The 17878-nt window shown below is 37.2% G+C and carries 15 protein-coding genes and 1 pseudogene; 5 read left to right on the top strand and 11 right to left on the bottom strand.

What is annotated here, in order from left to right:
* Positions 1 to 13: 13 nt before the first annotated feature.
* The 3 genes from rbtA to cxpE all read right to left on the bottom strand — a co-directional run bounded on the left by rbtA (position 14) and on the right by cxpE (position 4099).
* Entirely contained in the window at positions 14 to 1873 is a 1860-nt protein-coding gene (gene rbtA / locus SOI81_RS04210) for a rhombotarget A (RefSeq protein WP_320541276.1), read from the bottom strand.
* A gap of 313 nt (positions 1874 to 2186) precedes the next feature.
* Positions 2187 to 2885 carry a DnaA regulatory inactivator Hda gene (hda, locus tag SOI81_RS04205; protein WP_016140248.1) on the bottom strand — a complete coding sequence of 233 codons (699 nt, stop codon included), beginning with the start codon at positions 2883 to 2885 and terminating at the stop codon, positions 2187 to 2189.
* A gap of 20 nt (positions 2886 to 2905) precedes the next feature.
* Positions 2906 to 4099 carry a chloramphenicol efflux transporter CxpE gene (gene cxpE / locus SOI81_RS04200; RefSeq protein WP_016140247.1) on the bottom strand — a complete coding sequence of 398 codons (1194 nt, stop codon included), beginning with the start codon at positions 4097 to 4099 and terminating at the stop codon, positions 2906 to 2908.
* A 135-nt stretch (positions 4100 to 4234) separates the two neighbouring features.
* Here cxpE and purM point away from each other — a divergent pair, with 135 nt between their 5' ends.
* Together purM and purN are read left to right on the top strand one after the other, a co-directional pair.
* Complete coding sequence (gene purM, locus SOI81_RS04195; protein ID WP_320541275.1) at positions 4235 to 5305, top strand: phosphoribosylformylglycinamidine cyclo-ligase; 1071 nt, start codon at positions 4235 to 4237, stop codon at positions 5303 to 5305.
* A complete protein-coding gene (gene purN / locus SOI81_RS04190; RefSeq protein WP_239967139.1) occupies positions 5302 to 5931 on the top strand; it encodes a phosphoribosylglycinamide formyltransferase in 630 nt (209 codons plus the stop codon). Before purM ends, purN begins: the two co-directional genes overlap by 4 nt.
* A gap of 68 nt (positions 5932 to 5999) precedes the next feature.
* On the opposite strand, the gene SOI81_RS04185 is transcribed toward purN, so the two are convergent.
* Both SOI81_RS04185 and sppA read right to left on the bottom strand, forming a co-directional pair.
* Positions 6000 to 6809 (bottom strand): alpha/beta fold hydrolase, encoded by an 810-nt coding sequence (locus SOI81_RS04185; protein WP_016140244.1) that lies wholly within the window; start codon positions 6807 to 6809, stop codon positions 6000 to 6002.
* Between the two features lie 23 nt (positions 6810 to 6832).
* Positions 6833 to 7849, bottom strand: coding sequence for a signal peptide peptidase SppA (gene sppA, locus SOI81_RS04180; protein ID WP_016140243.1), 1017 nt, complete (start codon positions 7847 to 7849; stop codon positions 6833 to 6835).
* 133 nt (positions 7850 to 7982) lie between these two features.
* Here sppA and SOI81_RS04175 point away from each other — a divergent pair, with 133 nt between their 5' ends.
* On the top strand, positions 7983 to 8966 hold the full coding sequence (locus SOI81_RS04175; RefSeq protein WP_239975149.1) for a lysophospholipid acyltransferase family protein: 984 nt from the start codon (positions 7983 to 7985) through the stop codon (positions 8964 to 8966).
* Here SOI81_RS04175 and comEC read toward each other — a convergent pair.
* The 3 genes from comEC to lolC all read right to left on the bottom strand — a co-directional run bounded on the left by comEC (position 8919) and on the right by lolC (position 13349).
* On the bottom strand, positions 8919 to 11351 hold the full coding sequence (comEC, locus tag SOI81_RS04170) for a DNA internalization-related competence protein ComEC/Rec2 (protein ID WP_239975148.1): 2433 nt from the start codon (positions 11349 to 11351) through the stop codon (positions 8919 to 8921). The genes SOI81_RS04175 and comEC overlap by 48 nt on opposite strands.
* A gap of 83 nt (positions 11352 to 11434) precedes the next feature.
* Positions 11435 to 12121 (bottom strand): lipoprotein-releasing ABC transporter ATP-binding protein LolD, encoded by a 687-nt coding sequence (gene lolD, locus SOI81_RS04165; protein WP_002118798.1) that lies wholly within the window; start codon positions 12119 to 12121, stop codon positions 11435 to 11437.
* Entirely contained in the window at positions 12114 to 13349 is a 1236-nt protein-coding gene (gene lolC / locus SOI81_RS04160; RefSeq protein WP_004790618.1) for a lipoprotein-releasing ABC transporter permease subunit, read from the bottom strand. The genes lolD and lolC overlap by 8 nt, the downstream gene beginning before the upstream one ends.
* Positions 13350 to 13498: 149 nt before the next feature.
* Between lolC and SOI81_RS17450 the strand changes: the two are divergent.
* Positions 13499 to 13579: pseudogene (locus SOI81_RS17450) on the top strand (PilZ domain-containing protein); the annotation flags it as partial.
* A 29-nt stretch (positions 13580 to 13608) separates the two neighbouring features.
* Here the strand turns inward: SOI81_RS17450 and pagO are convergent.
* Both pagO and SOI81_RS04145 read right to left on the bottom strand, forming a co-directional pair.
* Complete coding sequence (gene pagO, locus SOI81_RS04150; RefSeq protein WP_057074300.1) at positions 13609 to 14517, bottom strand: DMT family transporter; 909 nt, start codon at positions 14515 to 14517, stop codon at positions 13609 to 13611.
* Between the two features lie 7 nt (positions 14518 to 14524).
* Complete coding sequence (locus tag SOI81_RS04145) at positions 14525 to 15013, bottom strand: YaiI/YqxD family protein (protein WP_080649425.1); 489 nt, start codon at positions 15011 to 15013, stop codon at positions 14525 to 14527.
* A 245-nt stretch (positions 15014 to 15258) separates the two neighbouring features.
* Between SOI81_RS04145 and SOI81_RS04140 the strand changes: the two genes are divergently transcribed.
* The gene (locus tag SOI81_RS04140; RefSeq protein WP_320541274.1) at positions 15259 to 16200 is read left to right on the top strand and encodes a hypothetical protein; all 942 of its coding nucleotides are present in this window, start codon (positions 15259 to 15261) and stop codon (positions 16198 to 16200) included.
* A 239-nt stretch (positions 16201 to 16439) separates the two neighbouring features.
* Here the strand turns inward: SOI81_RS04140 and serC are convergent, their stop codons facing one another.
* Positions 16440 to 17519 (bottom strand): 3-phosphoserine/phosphohydroxythreonine transaminase, encoded by a 1080-nt coding sequence (serC, locus tag SOI81_RS04135; RefSeq protein ID WP_174728018.1) that lies wholly within the window; start codon positions 17517 to 17519, stop codon positions 16440 to 16442.
* Positions 17520 to 17878: the final 359 nt, after the last annotated feature.

Below are 17878 nucleotides of genomic sequence, written 5' to 3'. Positions count from 1 at the left end.
TTATCATCCTTGATTATGACTTTAAACGTCTTAGAGCAATTAAGCCAAATAGACCAAAAACTAAACCACCACCTACACTTCCGCCACCACCCGCACTTACAGACTTATCCTCAATACCTGAGGGTGGATCTTGTACAATTTGAACTGGAATTGTTAAGTAAACGTCAGCAGCATTATTGAAACGTGTGGTAGTAGTAACGACTAAAAGGTTAAATACATCTGCTCCATGCCAGTTTCCATTTGGAACATAAGTTAAATTTCCCTGAGCATCGATAGACAAAGTTCCTTTAGATGGTGTACTTGTTTGAACAATCTTCATACAGCCTGACTGCCAGGCTTGACCATCTGTTCTTTTTCCAAACATTTTTTCGCATGTTTGTGGAGAAACTAATTCTCCATCACCTACCACATCGGCAATATTAAATTTAGCAATTTCGCCATATTTAATATCTTGGCCATGTGTACTAATATCATCGCGGTTAGTAATTAATTCAATTGCCCCTAAATCACACAACTCATCATAACCACTTCGATTTTTTCCACGTTGATCTTGTTTTTCACAACTCGCCAGACCTACAGAAGTCCCATCACTATATAAACGACCTTTGTTAATTAATAATGATTGTGAAAGACTGGTATATTTATCTAAAACTCTTGGTTTAAAGAACCCTAAAAAGCTATTGCTCGGTGTTGAATACGGACATAACAAACCATCTGCTGGTGGAACATCACAGGTTCCTTCATCTGCATTTCCAGCAATTAGTTTTTCACTTGCAGGGTATAGAATATTTGGTAACTCTGCAGAAGCATTACGATTACATTCTGTTGTTACTAAATTGCTTTGCACAATCGTTTTATCTGTTGCAGATACCTTACAGTTTGTTGTGTTGCCTACTAAAATACTATTAGAGACAGACGCTTTTCCTTGTGGGGCATCAAAATACAAGCCTCCCACATTTTTAATAAGAGTAATATTATTGATTACCATGCCATCACGAACATTGGCAATGAAACTACCTTTATTATGAAAAATTGTACTATTACTCAAACCAATGATACGAGAAGTTAAATATCCGCCCGTACTTTCATCTGCAAATTTAGTTGCAGCATGAAATAATGCACCATCTGCTGCAGTCACTTCATTATCACGCACCACAGATTGCGTAACATAGTAAAGTGGCATATCAGTATATAAAATGCCTCCCTGACTTGCTTTGTTATTTTGCATCAGGCTATTAATAATCGTTACTGAACCCGCTGTTTTTGGAGTATTTGATAAATTACCAGCGTTATAAATTGCTCCCCCATTTGTTGCATATCCATCCATTAAACGCGAATTTTGAATAACCAATTGTTCATGATTATAAATTAATCCACCGTTACCTTGAGGTATTAAACTCTTTGAGCCAGCACCTTTTAAATTAACATCAACAAATAAAACTGAAAAAGAAGCTTTTTCAACACTGCCATCATCTATACGGAATAGTTGATCCGTACCGACCATTTTAATAGTTGCATTATGAGAGTTGGGTGCTCCTTCCTCAACCAGAGTAGAATCGTTTTTTGCCGTACTAATAGCTACAGGAACAGTAATCACTATACTTTTATTTAAAGTATATTCTTTATCACGCTGCAAAATAATATTTGAAGAAGCATCTTTATTTCCGCAACCATTATAACCGTTTGCATATTTTTCAACTTCAGTCGCATTGGAAGAGGCTCGATAGTTTAAAAATTTTACAGCCTCACGTAATGAACAGACTGTGTTATCGACGTCCTCATCAGCTGTAGTTGTAACTTGAATATCGGCAGAATAAGCGTGTCCAGCAATAGCCAATAAAGCAAAAGCAATGCTCCGTTTGAGCATACCCATCTCCTTACATCTTTTTTCATTTTTCTTTGTCAAAATTGCAAAATTTCCGCTTTTGCAACCGCATCCTTTGTGCGTACTTTGTCACAGGAAGTAGAATTTCTCAAGACATTTTGATCGGTCTATAGAGTCATTTTTGAGCTAGATTACAAAAAGCTTTATAGTTTTAAAAAAGTTTTTTAAATACAAAAACTGATTTGTTAAAAGTTAGAAATACAACTATTTATTCTGGAATGAAAAACAATTCTTTCTAGAAAGTTATTTTTTAATTGTATGAGTTAAATTTAGGCAAAACAGCAAACTTAAGGTAGAAATTTTATTGTTGATACTCATCAATCAAAGCATAAATTTGCCTTAAAGTCGCATTAGATAGTTTTGTTTTTTCACCTTTGAGCAGTTTTTCTAATTGAGCAACAGTCTTTAGTAAAAGAGATGCTTGATGAGGACCATGTAATAATAAGTAGTCAACAATTTGCTGATCGAAGTGGATACCACGTCTAGCCATTACAGATGTAACCAAGGCATAGCGGTCTGCATATAAACTTCCACTCGGCACTTTTACACTAACGGCCTGTGTAAGGCGTGACTGTAAGTCTGGTAATTCAAGTTTTAATTCGATCGGTGCTACACGCGAAGAAAATACAAGTTGTCCTTCGTGATTATTCATTAAATGAAAAACAGCTTTTTGCCAGTGAGGTACGCCACTAATTGATTCAATATCATCCAAAGCAACAAGGTCATAATGTTCTAAAGAAGTAATAGCTTCAATAGGAGCATCAAGTAGTTCAAGCAAAGAGACTTTAATCGCAGATTTGCCTAGTTCTAAATAAGAATCACAAATTGCAGAAAGTAAGTGACTCTTTCCTGTCCCTGCTCCACCGTAGATATAAAATCTACTCACCAGACCAGCATGTAATTGACGCACGGCATCAACTACATGCCCCCAACCTGGTCCCGAAAAATCACTGATTCGGGCATCAAGTTGAGGTTCTATATCCAGTTGGAGTTGACGCATATATTGAATTAACCTTGAAATTATTTCTGGTTAGGGGATTTCAGTTCATCTGTATCTTGCTGTGTTTTAACTTCAAGATCAAGCTTAGTGCTCTCAGTTTGTACATGAATTTGCTCAATATCGCCATGTTGGATCACTAATGTAGAAGGTGGAGCATAAAGTGAGCTTCTTTCATAATTCTCTCTTAAATGCTTCAACAACACCACAATAACAGCTGCAACCGGCAAAGCAATTAACATTCCTAAGAAACCTGCAAGCTGTGCACCTGCCAATACTGCAAAAACAACTGCTACAGGAGATAGACCAATTTTATCGCCCAATAGGAATGGCTGTAGAATATAGCCTTCTACCGCTTGGCCAATCATAAAAACTACACCAACCAGTAATAGATGCATCCAATCCAATCCGAACTGGAACAAGCTGGCAATAACAGCTGCAATAATACCTACAGCAAATCCTAAATAAGGAATAATACTAGCAAGACCAGCCACCATACCAATAATAAGACCAACTTCTAAACCGATTAGCTGTAAACCAACTGCATAGACTACGCCAAGCAATAGCATGACGAGAAACTGACCTTTAACAAATGCCCCTAAAACGCTATGGCATTCGCCAACGATCTGTAAAGTAGTGGCTTCATATGGACGCGGAATGAGACGACGTAAGTTCTGTAACATACGTTCCCAATCAAGCAAGAAATAGAATGCAATAATAGGAATTAAAACAACTGTCCCACCAATCTGAATAAAATTCAAACCTGATTGAGCCAATTTTAATAACACTGCTTGAATGCTGTCTGCACTATAATTGGTTTGGACATATTCCATCACAGCTTTGGACAACTGCTCGGTGTCAATTTCCATTTGCTGGACATTAAATGTCGAAGATACCCAAGGTAAAAAAGTAGCATTAATCCAGTGAATGCCTGCTGGAATACTATCTCGGGCATAAACTAATTGTTTCCAAATCAGTGGAACTAAATACCAAAGTGCAATAGTTAAAGTTACGCCTATTCCGACAAATACCATGCTAATTGCCAACCAGCGAGGCAATTTCATTTTTACCAGCACATCAACAAGTGGACTGAATAAATAAGCGAGGAAAAAAGCACCGATAAAAGGAATGACTACAGGCTTGAGTAAGTACAACACCCATACCAGCAATACAATACCTGCGAGTAAAAAAATACGGCGCAGTATACGATCTTGCATAAAATCTAGCCTTTTTTGATTTAATCGTTATAAATGAAAAAATATTTTTATTAAAGATAGCATTTTCGAGCATAAATAACATAAGAGTTTCGTATATTCAGGTTATAATCTGCCGCCAATGCGGAGACTTCATTTATGAGCAACTCAACTTCTACCCCAAATACCGGTTTAAGCTACAAAGATGCGGGTGTTGACATTGAAGCGGGCGACGCACTGGTCGATCGTATCAAGTCAGTCGCTAAACGTACAAGTCGTCCTGAAGTAATGGGCGGACTTGGTGGCTTTGGTGCACTATGCAAAATTCCTAAAGGTTATGAAGAGCCTGTTTTAGTTTCTGGAACTGACGGTGTAGGAACTAAATTACGTTTGGCACTTAATCTCAATCGTCATGACACAATTGGCCAAGACCTTGTGGCTATGTGTGTAAATGACCTTTTAGTTTGTGGCGCAGAACCATTATTCTTCCTTGATTATTACGCGACTGGTCACTTAAATGTTGACGTTGCTGCAAATGTTGTTACTGGTATTGGTAAAGGTTGTGAACTTGCAGGTTGTGCACTTGTAGGTGGTGAAACCGCAGAAATGCCAGGCATGTATGAAGGCGAAGATTACGATCTTGCTGGTTTTGCCGTTGGTGTCGTTGAACAAAGCAAAATTATTGATGGCTCTAAAGTAAAGTCTGGTGATGTACTTATCGGTGTTGCATCAAGTGGTGCTCATTCAAATGGTTATTCATTACTACGTAAAATTTTAGACGTTAAAAACGTTGATTTAACTCAAATAATTGATGGTCGTCCTCTTGCTGATGTAGCAATGGAACCAACTCGTATTTATGTAAAACCAGTTCTTGAACTCTGCAAACAAGTTGATATTCATGCTATGGCACATATTACTGGTGGCGGTTTACCAGGTAACTTACCTCGCGTATTGCCAAATGGTGCACAAGCAGTAATTGATGAGTCTTCTTGGGAATGGTCTGAATTATTCCAACTTCTACAACGCGAAGGCAATGTAGAACGCTTTGAAATGTACCGTACTTTTAACTGTGGCGTAGGTATGGTTATTGCTGTTGATGCAAATGATGCTGAAAAAGCAATTGAAGTGCTTAATGCGCAAGGCGAAAAAGCTTGGAAGATTGGACATATCCAAGAAAATGCTGAATCAGTAGAAGGTGCAGATGAAAAAATTCGTGTGATCTTTGCATGATAAAAATTGCTGTTCTAGTCTCTGGGAACGGCAGTAATTTACAAGCCTTGATAGATGCAAATCTATCAGGGCAAATTGTAGGTGTACTGTCTAATAAAGCAGATGCTTATGCCTTAGAGCGCGCTCAAAAAGCTAATATTGCTACCGCTGTTATCTCCCATAAAGACTTTCCAACTCGTGAAGTGTTTGATGAAGCAATGCATCAGCAACTCTTAGCTTGGGAAGTAGATGTAGTTATTTTAGCTGGCTTCATGCGTATCTTAACGCCAACCTTTGTCAACAAATGGCAAGGGAAAATGCTGAATATACACCCCTCGCTTCTTCCAGCTTACAAAGGTGTGAATACGCATCAACGTGTTTTAAACACAGGTGATCGTTTACATGGTTGTACCGTGCACTTTGTAACTGCTGAACTGGATTCTGGTCAATCTATAGCCCAATCAGCTATATCAGTTAAAGAACATGATACTGCTGCTTCGTTAGCAGATCGAGTCCATACACTTGAGCACTTTATCTACCCACAAGTTGCAGAGTGGTTGTGTAACGGTCAACTTACTTGGAAAGATGGACAGGCCTATTTCCGTAATCAAGCTCTAAAAGACCCTATTCGTTTTGCAAGTTGGTAAAATGTTTTACTAACAAACAAAAAATAAAAAAGGACATGCTGGCATGTCCTTTTTTATATGTTTAAAAATTAATTTAGCTGTTGATGAATCAATTTCTTTATAGAGTTTACTGTGTCGATAGGATGCTCTAGTGGAAACATATGCCCTCCTTCAACCACAGTAAATGGGATACCCATTTTCCGCTTTGCCATTTGAGGAAAGCCTCTTTTTAAAAAAGCACTTTCTTTGCCCACAACTAAATGCACAGGCATCTTAGGTTTTGGCATAGGTAACCACCACCAAGAAGGATTTTTACGGAAAATCGCAACTTCATCTTCACGGGAAATGGTTAAAGTTACTCCACCGCGAACCGAATCCTCTTTCAAAGCATAATCAATATAAGCTTGGAAACAATCTTCATCAAAATCTTTGTAAAATCCTTTAGGACGTAGTAATTCAGCAGCCTGTTCTCTCGATTCCCAATGTTCACGGCGACGTGCAGATAAACCCGCTGGTGTCATTGCATCAACTAATTTAGGACGAAATAATTTTGCCATATGAAAAGCAAATGAATATCTTCCTAAAATAAGAGGCGGATCTAACATAATGACTTGAGAGAAAAGTTCAGGACGTCGGAAAGAGGCCATCAATGTTAAAACCGAACCAAGAGAATGGCCCAGTCCAATGACTTTACGTCCTTTCGCTTGACGCACAATACTATCAATAACCTGGTCAACTAAAGCAGGCCAATGATTCGTCACAGGATAGCGCTTATCAGGACCAATCAAGGGAACATAAATAACGTCATATTCCCCTTTCAATTGGTCAAACAGTTTTTGATACACTTTTGATGGTACACCATTGGCATGAGCAAAGTGTATAACTGGTTTCATTGACATACCGCTATCCTAAAAATACAGATTTATTGTAATTTTGCGCTTTGACGAGTCTGCACCTCTTGAGCAATAGATTCACTTACCCCTTGCCCGATTTGTGCACCCATACGACCTAAAATGGATTGTAATGGGTTGCGCTCAATTGTGTAGTCAACTTTATTATCAAGGTTTAGTTCACGCATCAAGCTCGTAATATTACCTGAACGGTCAGCAACACCTAACTGGATTGCTTGTTCACCAGTCCAGAATAAACCAGAAAAAATAGCTGGATCATTCGATTTCAAACGCTTGCCACGCCCTTCTTTAACTGCAGTAATAAAGTGAGTATGAACATTATCAAGGACAGATTGAATATGTTGCTTTTGAGCAGGATCAATCGGTTTTGTCATACTTAAAATGTCTTTATTAGTTCCCGCTGTTAAAGTTCGATCTTCAATACCGAGCTTCTGAGCTAAACCAGTAATTCCATAGTTAGGCATAATAACGCCAATTGAACCCACTAAACTTGATGGATTAACAATAATTTCATCGGCAGCAGACGCAATATAGTACGCACCTGACGCACCCATATCACCGATAACGGCATAAACTTTTTTATCAGGATGCTGCTTTTTCAAATAACGAATTTCCTGCCAAATTTCATCAGACTGAACTGGAGAACCGCCAGGTGAGTTAATATTAAGTGCAACAGCTTTACTATTTGAGGCTTCAAAAGCACGTTTAAGCGCTTTATTGGTATCTTCACTATTTACTGCTTGATTGCTTGAAGCATCAATCGTTCCAATAATATCCACCACTGCCAAATGAGCGCTACTGCTACTTACAGCAGAACCTTCTTTGCTGGTTGAACAGCCTTTGCCCATAAGTACAATAATGAATAGTAAATAAATAAAAGTTAATGTTTTGAAGAAGATACCCCAACGGCGACTACGACGCTGTTCTTCTACGGAAGCGAGTACAGCTTTCTCAAGAATTTGCCATTCTGGTCCATTTTGTTTAGGGATTATAGGTTCATTTTGTGGTTTTGGTGGCCAATCGGACATAAAATTCCAATCCAAATCAATCTAAAATGATGTCATTATATACGTTGATTTGATAAAAACTGTCTAAATTATATGATTTCATTTATAATATTTTTATCTTTTTTTACTTGTTGCCTCCTTTTTACCGCGATAGATGACCAAACTAGATGTAAAAAGCATGAACTATTACTTACTCAGAACTTTTAGCCGTCAGCCAATTCAATTTGGACGTTTTATTGCCCGTATGTTGGCAGGATTAGTTAATACTTTAAAAATTACTAGAACATCAAAAAGTATAGAACTTAACTTACAAATTGCACTTCCGCATTTAACACCGCAGCAACGACTAGATATTACACAACAAGCTATACGTAACGAATTAACCTCATACTTTGAGTTTTTAAGTATTTGGGGCTCGTCAAATAGTAAAAATATCGAAAGAATTCACCATATTGAGGGTGAACATTACTTTCATGAAGCACTAGCAGCGAAAAAAGGTGTGGTTTTAATTGTTCCACATTTTGGCACATGGGAAATTATGAATGCTTGGTGTGCCCAATTCACTTCAATGACTATTTTATACAAACCAGTAAAAAATGTAGATGCAGACCGTTTTGTTCGAGAAGCACGTAGTCGCGAACAGGCCAACTTGGTTCCTACCGATGAAACTGGTGTTAGACAAATTTTTAAAGCATTAAAACAAGGTGAAACCACTGTAATTCTGCCCGACCATACACCTAATGTTGGTGGGGATATGATCAATTATTTTGGTGTGCCACTTGCGTCAAGTAATTTAAGTGCCAAGCTCATCCAAAAAACCAAAGCCAAAGCATTATTCCTTTACGCGATTCGTAATGAACACGATGGCTTTACGATGCATATTGAGCCTATGGATGAGAAAATTTACGAAGGTAGTGCCGATGATGGAACCTTTGTTATCCATCAAGCCATTGAACAACTGATCCAGCACTATCCTGAACACTATCACTGGAGTTATAAACGTTTTAAAGCAAATCCTGCTTTAGATAATATTTATAATCTTGATCCAGATGAAGCGTTACAAATCATTGCTAAGCTTAAAGCAGAAGCTTCACAAATTCCGGTGAAGCCAAGTACGCTCGAAACGTCGAGTATATAAAACCATCTCATGATTGCGAGATACAAAGCTTAATGTTCCTTGTTCAACTGTGCTTTTAAATGGAATATGAAGTGCTTGTACTCTCGCTAAAACCTCTTTGCTTGGATGTCCATATCGATTATTAAAACCAGCAGAAGCCACCACAAGCTTTGGCTTTAAAGTCGCTAGGAAGTCATAAGCTGAACTATGTTTACTTCCATGATGTCCTAATACCAAAACATCTACCTTTAACTCAGGGTATTCCTTTATAAGTTGATATTCTGCTTCCCACCCAGCATCCCCCATAATTAAATAGTTTTGATAACCATTAATCTGTTTTAAATGAATATAAACCACACAAGAATATTGGTTTTGATTTGAAGGAACTAAATTTAAATCTTTTTCTTTAGGCCAAAGAATTTCAATATCTAATTGTGGATATTGCCATTTTTGCCCTTGATGACAATAAGTAAAAGGTTCTTTAACCTGTTCTTTCCATAATTCATTTGATATGACTTGTTTAATAGGAAAAGCCTGAGCGATAGAAGGAAATGCTCCGCTATGATCTTGGTCAAGATGAGATAGTATGACGTGATCTAATCGTTTAATTCCCTTTTGACGTAAATATGGAATCACCACATTTTGACCAATACTAAAAGTCTTCTCATCATAAGAACCACCTGTATCGATGAGCCATGTCTGCTCTGGATGTTGCAAGAAAATAGCTTGCCCCTGTCCCACATCTATAATATTTAATTGAATTTGCTGGGACGACTTATTCGGAATAACCAAGGGTAAACAGCATATGAGTCCCCAAGATTTTGGTAAAACCCCACGCGGTAAAAATAAGATAATAATAACGAAGCTAAGGCAAACTAAATCAAGTGTTGTCAGGCTAAAGCCTTGTAATGGTAATGATAATTTTTCTAAAAGATCAAAACATGTCAGTACTATACTAATCAGGACATCATTAATTTGAAAAAATAAATTTCCAATAGGATTAAAAATAAGCCATATACAAGCAGCAAAAATATTTAAAGGAACAATTACCCCTCCGAGTAAAGGCACCGCAATAATATTTGTAAAAGGTGCAACCCATGAAATCTGTTGAAAGAAAACCAGCATTAAAGGACATAGAGCAATAAATATTTTGCCTTGAGATTCAATTAAGATTTTGCCGAAAAGAATGATTCTAGATAACAGACTCATTGAAACTAGTTTTGGAACCTGTTCTATAGTTTGATAAATACGTAATAAAATAAAGCAGGAACTATAAGAGAGCCAAAAGCCTGCAGATAAAACACTGAAAGGATCGAAAAATAAAAGTAGACTTGCACTGTAAACTAACAATGAAAATGGCTTAACAGGCAGTTTTATCAATAATAAAGAAGCAAATAAAAATACTGAAAGTAAAGTTCTTAAGGCGGGAATTTCAAAACCAACAAATGCCGTATAAATCAAAACACCGAAACATAATGGAACCATGGCCCAAATTTGTTTAGGCTGATACAAATAAAGCTGCGGATAATAACGCCGTACTAATTGATGTAATCCCCAAGACAACATGATGGCAAAAATGAGCACATGAGGCCCTGAAATCGCCAACAAATGAGAGACTCCTAATTCCTTAAATTGATTTTTAATCTCATCATTTAAGAGACTTTCATCCCCTGTTAATAAAGCTAATAATAGCCCTTTATTTTGCAAAGGAGATTTTTGTAGCATCAATCTAAATTTTAGACGCAATTTTTCTATATTTAATTTTTGTCTGTTAAAAAACTTTTGTTGCTCTTTTAAATGATATTGATAACCCAACCGATAAATTTCATCAGAGCTTAAAGACTCAATATTTTGAACACTAAAACCAGACATTATGTCTCGCTGAATAAACCATCGTTCTTGATCAAAAGCTCCTGCTACTGCATAACTATGAGCTGGTCTGGTTTTACCCGAAATTCGATAGTAATGACCTAATTGTAATTTTGGTTCATCTATCGCTGAGTTTACTTTTTGGCTTTTTAAATATAATAGCCAGTTAACGGGACGTAAGGATTGCCCTAGTACCTGAACGGTTTGCTGCGTCTTATCTTGTTTTTCTTCACTTATGTGGTCTACATACACAACTATATCTAAAGATTTAGGCTGCATTTGTCGCAGTTGTAATCTTTCATTTAAGGCATGTTGAGCATATTGATGTCCTATAGTAAAAAGACTAATAGCGCAGACTAGACAGTAAATGGCTTTTAATATGGGCCGATTTAAAAATGTATGCCCCTTAAAAATATAAAAAATAAAACCTATAACAATTAATACTTCACAGATCCAACCATATTGCATGATGAGAGGGATATTTATCCCCATAAATGCAATACCCCCAATCCACCCCATTAAAATAAGTTTTAACATTCAACGTCATAATCATTATCTTTTTAAGGGCAAAATTAAAGCCCAACTAAGTGGGCTTTAACAATGTGATTTAATGACAATTTTTAAGAACCACTCACCCAGAGTCCATCTTGCATATGCAAAATAGAATCAGCAGCCTGAGCTAAATGCTCATCATGGGTCACAATTAACATTGCCATGTTGAGTTCTTTCTTAAGATCGGTCAGTAACTCAAAAATACCTAGAGCTGTTTTACGGTCTAAATTACCTGTTGGCTCATCTGCTAAAACAACCGCAGGTTTAGTGACTAAAGCACGCGCTAAAGCCACACGTTGGCGCTCACCACCTGAAAGCTCACCTGGCTTATGGTCCATACGATGAGATAACCCAACTCGATCAAGTAAATATTCAGCTTGTGCTTTTACCGATTTAAATTGGCTATCTGCTCGAAGCATAAGAGGCATTGCTACATTTTCAAGCGCAGAAAACTCAGGTAATAAGTGGTGAAATTGATAAACAAAACCGAGGTATTGGTTGCGTTGAAAACCACGCTCGGCTTCACCTAAATTATCAAAACGCTGACCATTTAAAAATACTTGCCCTTGAGTTGGTTGCTCTAAACCACCTAGCACATGAAGCAAAGTACTTTTACCTGAACCACTTGCACCCACAATCGAAACAAACTGCCCTGCTTCAACTTGTAAAGAAAGACCTTTAATGACTTCAACTTTAGATTTACCGTCATCAAAATGTTTGTATATTTCTTTCGCTTCTAAAACAATTTTACTCATAGCGCAAAGCCTCGGCAGGTTGAACTTTGGCAGCACGAAGCGCCGGATAGATAGTCGCCAAAAAGCTTAAAAGTAAAGAAACAATCACGATAATCGTCACATCTTGCCATCTTAAATAAGATGGAAGGTAATGCACAAAGTAAGCATCAAATAGATTTAAGCCCAACACATTGTTAAACCATGAAATAATATCGCTAATAGTTAAAGCTAAAATAACACCTAAAACCGTACCTGCAACGGTACCAATCACACCAATTACGGTGCCTTGAACCATAAATATTTTAGTAATCATCGACGGCGAAGCGCCTAAAGTACGCAAAATTGCAATATCTGATTTTTTATCAGTTACAACCATGACCAATGACGAAACAATATTAAATGCTGCAACCACAATAATAAGTACAAGCAACAAACCAACTAGAGTTTTTTCCATTTGAATGGCATTAAACAAATTGCCATGTGTATAAGTCCAGTTCGTTGCATAGAAATTACTTGGTAAACTTTTTACCAAATCATCGGCAACTTGTGGCGCTGCAAAAATATCATCTAGTTTTAAACGAACACCTTGGGCACCATCTGGTAAGCGTAATAAGGTTGAAGCATCATATAGGGCAATATAACCCACCATAGAGTCAACTTCGGCCCCTACACTAAAAATACCAACCACTTTAAAACGCTTGAAACGCGGTACTACACCTGCTGGAGATGGCGTTGCTTCAGGTAAAACCAATGTCACACTGTCATTTAGACGTAAGCCCAATGAATCAGCCATATCTTTACCAAGCACAATACCAAACTCACCTTTTTTAAGTGAATCTAAGCTTCCGGCAACAATATGATTTTGAATAATAGAAACATTCTTTTCATATTTTGGGTCAATACCCGTCACCATAATACCAGCGACTTGCCCTTGCGCAGTTAACATACCTTGCAATTGCGTAAAAGGTGCAACCCCAGTTACATGTGGATGATGTTCAACTCGCTTCACCAGCTCAGGCCAATCCGTGAGGATTTGAGTAGATGAAACTGTCGCTTGCGGCACCATTCCTAACACACGGTTTTTCAATTCGCGATCGAAACCGTTCATGACAGAAAGTACCGTAATCAATACAGCGACACCGAGTGTCAAACCGACCATCGAAACCAATGCAATAAAAGAAATAAAATGATTACTGCGTCTTGCGCGAGTATATCTCAACCCTATATACAGTGAGATTGGTTTAAACATACCTTCTAAATCCAAGGTCATTGATGGAAAATAAAAGATGTTGATGTCAAATTGCACCCACATCGACTATTTGACCATACCGTTAGATGCTGTATTAAGGTTTAAAAATCAGTAAGTTCTGACTTATCCTTAACAATCCTAATATGATATTGCTGCGCTATTTTCTACTACTTAAGTTAGGAGATCAATTTGATCATGCATTTCGCTACGAATTAGAACAATTTAATGAATAAGCTCAACAAATTACCCAAATCTTCTCCTATTTAGACTTCATATGTTGAGCAAAGTTCCGGTTTGCTTGAATGTCTTTATAGAAATATAAAAAGAGTCCAGACAAGATAATGAAAGCACCGACAAAAACCATAATTGAAAGCTGCTCATGATTTAAAGCTGCTCCAATTATCATAGCGATCATTGGCGTAATTACTGTCGTTAAGGATAAGGTAGTTGCCTGAATATTTTGTATAAGTTTGAAATAGCAGAACATGGCAACCAGTGAGGCCATAAGTACCGTATAAATTAAGGCAAATAAAGATTTGGCTTCTGGTAAATGTGTCGGTGCATATTGCCAAATAAATGGGATAAAACAACTAGCAAAAATAGAAGAAACTAAAATAGAACCTGTTGCCTGAGCCATCGGCTGAATTTGTGCATTAACTTTCTTAACCCAGAAAATTGAAAAAGAATAAACAAACACACTGATCAGCATGAGAACAATACCAAACGGGTGTACATGCTGATTCGCACCGCTCAAACAAATAATAGCTAACCCACAGACAGCAATTGCCATGCCCAACCATTGTAGCTTATAAAGTTGTTGGCCAAATGCAAACCGACCAATAAGCCCCGCCATAATAGGTGCCAAACCAAACATAAGCGCAATCATGCCTGAACTTAAATATTGGGTCGCGGCATAAGTGAAAATTTGAGAACCAATTAAGCTAAAAGATCCGGCAATATAGCTATGAACTGCTTGCCGATGAGTCGGAAAAGGTGTTCTTAAAATTAGCAATATGATGACTGCCAAAGGCAATGCAATAAAAAAGCGTAATAACAATGCCCACATCAGATGTAGATCTGACACACTCCAGACGATTGCCAAAGGAGTTGTTGCCCAGATAAACACTAACAATGCATAGGTTAAAGCCAAATTGGTTTGCGATGGCATGTGATGCTCACTTAGCTGTTTTACGTTTTTGCTTTAAAATCGTTTGATCTAATGAACTTGAAAATTCACGTTTATCTCGTTCGGAAATAGGAGGCGGTCCACCAGTTTGCACACCCGCGCCACGAAGCGTGTCCATAAAATCACGTAGATGTAAACGTGCTTTAACATTCGCAGTTGTATAAACTTCACCACGCGGATGAATAGCCACCCCGCCTTTCTCAATCACCTGAGCTGCCAGTGGAATATCCTGCGTAATGACAATGTCATTTTCAACCATACGCTCGACTATTTCTTTATCTGCCTGATCGGCGCCGCTTAAAACCTGTATTGATTTAATGCGTACAGAAGGCGTAATCCCAACATTTTGATTGGCAACAAAAATAACTTCTAATTGATAACGATCTGATGCACGTAAAATTACTTCGCGTAAAATTTTTGGTAAGGCGTCTGCGTCTACCCATAGCTTAAATGGCAGCACGTTATTCTCTATTTCCATTAAAAATATTAGTCTAACAGATGCTTTTCTAAGGTGAGTAGAAATAAACATTAAACTTATTTTTAATTTCAACGTTGAAGTTTTTATAGATTAGGTTTGTTTTTAATTTATCAATAAAAGTAGTATTTCTCTTTAAATGACTAAATACGCGCTTTTACAAGAGAATTTACATATGGTGACTTGAAAAATAGCAAACACCCTCGATTTAATATAACAAGTAATGTGAACCCAACAGCATCGTGCTTATGAAAAATCAAAACAGTCCAGAAGTTATTAAAGTAAATGACCAAAATTTTGGTAGTCATGGAGAACATTGGAATCTATTGACGTCCCATCCCGAAACAGATGTACCAAAATGGTTAGGACTGGCACTTGATGCACCTGTAATGCCAATGGGTTTGTGTGAACATGAAGAAGACATGGATCCATCTTTTTGGCTTATTCAAGGTCCACAAGATCAAAAGGTTACCATCAACCAAATTATTGCTGTTGAAAACCAAAAACCTCGCGCGCTTAAAACAGCCTTCCCAAGTTTTGAAAGTCCATATCAATATAATGCGAAAATTGAACGCATCATTACTTGCGACTCTGCGACACAAGCCGTGTTAAGTTTAAGACTAAATAAAAATACAACTGTTTATGCGTTTGATAATTTATTTAGTGTTAACTACTGTCAATATGACAAAAATCAAAACTATCAAGTCCAATTTAATGCATGGGCATATGAATTAGAACCTGTTCCAGCAGGCGAAAAAATTATTGTTGATGATCCAGCTTCGATTAAACATCACCGTGCATTAAATGCAATTTTGACTGAACATAATGGTGTTGCTCCTGAAAACCTACAGGAACTCATTAATGAGTGGCAACCAAAGACTCCAGAAGATCAAGAATCTGTAACTGTTGATTTTTCTAAAATGGTTGCTTATTTATACGGTGAAAATCTTGGTCAAGAAGATGAAGCATGGTTCCAAGGTAATATTGTTGGCAAAACTTCTATGACATTTATGGGGGAAGAATATACCCTTTATGATGTTACTTTGGTTTTAGAAGATGATCTTCCTGCCATATTAGTGCGCATTGCAACCAAAAACGATTTGTATAAAAACTTTAATATTGGCGAATATATTCGCGGTAATATCTGGATTCAGGCGACTATTTGTGCTAAAAAGGGTGAAACTAATTGAATTTCACTAATATTTTAATAATTAGGTTATTGAATGAAGATTATACCCGAACAAACTACCAGCCTCATTCAATCCAGTAGCCTGCGCGTAAAGGTCGATACTGGTGCGTTTTGCTTTTTTGTCTTAGGTATGTTCTTAGCTGCCATATTCATGCACCAGTTTGGCCTAGTGCCTTTTTAATTTATAACTTATTCAATAAATAAAAGCCCTCATTTGAGGGCTTTATTTTTTTGTTTTGCTTAACCATTACGCTTTGCAAAATCATCCATAAAGTTGATTAAAGCCTGTACACCTTCTAATGGTACGGCATTATAAATACTTGCACGCATACCACCTACAGAACGGTGTCCAGCTAAATTCAACAAGTGATTAGCTTCCGCTTCTTTTAAGAATTGCTTTTCTAAAGCTTCATCTGCCAAAGTAAACGGTACATTCATAATTGAACGGTTTGGAATGGCAATCGGGTTATTGTAGAAATCACTTGAGTCGATATAACCATAGAGCAATTGAGCTTTTTCAAGGTTCACTTTATGGATCGCATCTACCCCACCCTGCTCTAGCAACCACTCAAATACTAAACCAGACAAGTACCATGCATAAGTCGATGGTGTATTTACCATAGAACCATTTTTGGCTTGGTCAGCATATTTTAAAATGCTTGGAATTTCTGGTTTAGCTTGATCAAGTAAGTCATCACGAATAATGACAATTGTTAAACCAGCAGGACCAATATTTTTTTGCGCACCAGCATAGATTAGACCAAACTTGGTCACATCTAATGGAGCAGATAAAATACTTGATGAATAATCACAAACAAGTGGCGCTTTTACATCAGGAATTCCTGCGAACTGTAGGCCACCAATCGTTTCATTATCTGCATAATGTACATAGGCTGCATCATCAGACAAATTCCATTCGCTTTGTTCAGAAATTGCGAACTTGCCATCTACTTTAATACCAGCTTCTACAACATTAATATCGCCATAACGTTTTGCTTCTTTTAACGCTTTTTCAGACCAGATGCCAGTATGAATATAGTCGGCTTTACTGTTCTTACCTAAAAGGTTTAAAGGAATCGCAGAAAATTGTAATGACGCACCGCCTTGTAAAAACAGTACTTTATAGTTTTCTGGAATATTCATTAACTTGCGTAAATCTGCCTCAGCTTTTTCAGCTACAGCAACATAGTCAGCACTACGGTGACTCATTTCCATGATGGATAGACCTTTACCTTGCCAATCCAACAATTCTTGTTGAGCTTTTTCTAAAACGGCAGTAGGTAATGCAGCAGGACCAGCACAGAAATTGTACGCGCGCATGATTTTTCCCTTGTATAAAGTCAAACACAATAAAAATGGCATTTAACCACAGATTGCTTAAGCTTGCAGCAGCTTCTCAAGTAAATATTTCAATGCTGGACTGTATTTAGGTTTATTTTTTCAATTATTGTGGCAGTTATTTCTTTAGTTTAAATGACCACCTTCCCTCATTTAAAAAATTTTTAAGCAAAAAGATCAACTTGACTTGTGATTATCATTTCACATACCTTGATAGCTATTACAAAAATATTGGCTTAGTAAATTCGATAATTAAAGGAGCTAAAAACCACCATGTTTTTATACAAATGTATAATAAACAAGATGATAATTGAATTTAATAACAAGAAATTTAAACTATA

The sequence above is a fragment of the Acinetobacter pittii genome (genome assembly GCF_034067285.1).
Taxonomy (GTDB): Bacteria; Pseudomonadota; Gammaproteobacteria; order Pseudomonadales; family Moraxellaceae; genus Acinetobacter; species Acinetobacter pittii_E.
This window is presented reverse-complemented; position numbering and strand designations above follow the sequence as displayed.